The organism is Streptomyces sp. SID10853 (assembly GCF_010548145.1).
GTDB lineage: Bacteria > Actinomycetota > Actinomycetes > Streptomycetales > Streptomycetaceae > Streptomyces.
On record NZ_JAAGLN010000500.1, the window covers coordinates 1 to 877 of the forward strand.

Annotated in this window: 1 protein-coding gene; it reads left to right on the forward strand. The window is 75.7% G+C overall.

Translation table 11 applies throughout. The annotated features are described in order from the left end of the window. A partial coding sequence (locus G3I19_RS36635; protein WP_164267966.1) for an FAD-dependent oxidoreductase occupies positions 1–840 on the forward strand: 840 nt, incomplete at its 5' end. Between the last annotated feature and the right edge of the window lie 37 nt (positions 841–877).

The window sequence follows — 877 nt, forward strand, 5'->3', positions numbered from 1 at the left end:
GCCCTCGACCGGGCCAGGCTGCGCGCCGCGCTGGCCCGACTCGCGGCCACCCCGGTGGACCGGCTGCTGGCCCGTCCCGAACAGACCGCTCTGGCCGCGCTCCGCTCGTACGGCCTCCCGCAGCGGACCGTCACCGGCTTCGTCAGGCCGCTGCTGGCCGCGCTGCTGAGCGACCCGGGGCTGACCACGTCGAGCCGCTGCGCGGATCTCGCCCTGCGGGGGTTCGCGCGAGGACGGCTGTGCGTACCTGCGGGCGGCGCGTCCGTCCTGCCCGAGCGCCTGGCCGCGACACTGCCGCCGGGCACCGTGTCCACCGGAGTGACCGTCACCGCCGCCTCCATCAGCTCGGTCACCACGGCGGAGCTGGGCGTGCTGAGCTGCCGTGCGCTCATCGTGGCGACCGACGCCAGGTCCGCGGCCCGGCTGCTGCCCGGACTCCGGGTCCCGGACTTCCATCAGGTGACGGTCCTTCACCACGCCGCCCCGGCAGCACCGCCGACCGGCGCGGCCCTGGTCCTGGACGCCGACCGCTCCGGCCCCGTGGCGTACAGCGCGGTGATGAGCGAGGTGGACCCCTCGCGGGCCCCCGGGGGCCGTGCGCTGATCTCGTCCACGGTGCTCGGCGTTCCGGGGCCCGGGCTGGAACGGGCCGCCCGCACCCAGCTGTCCGCGCTCCACGGCACACCGGCCGACGACTGGGAGCTCCTCGCCGTCCACCACTCCCCCGACGCCGTGCCCGCGATGCCACCGCCGCACGACGTACATGACTCGCACGCCCCGCATGACTCGCACGACCCGTACCAGCAGAGCCGGCAGAACAGCGCAGGAGACCCCCGTTGATCCCCACCGTCCTGACGCCCGAGATCGCCGCCATCGG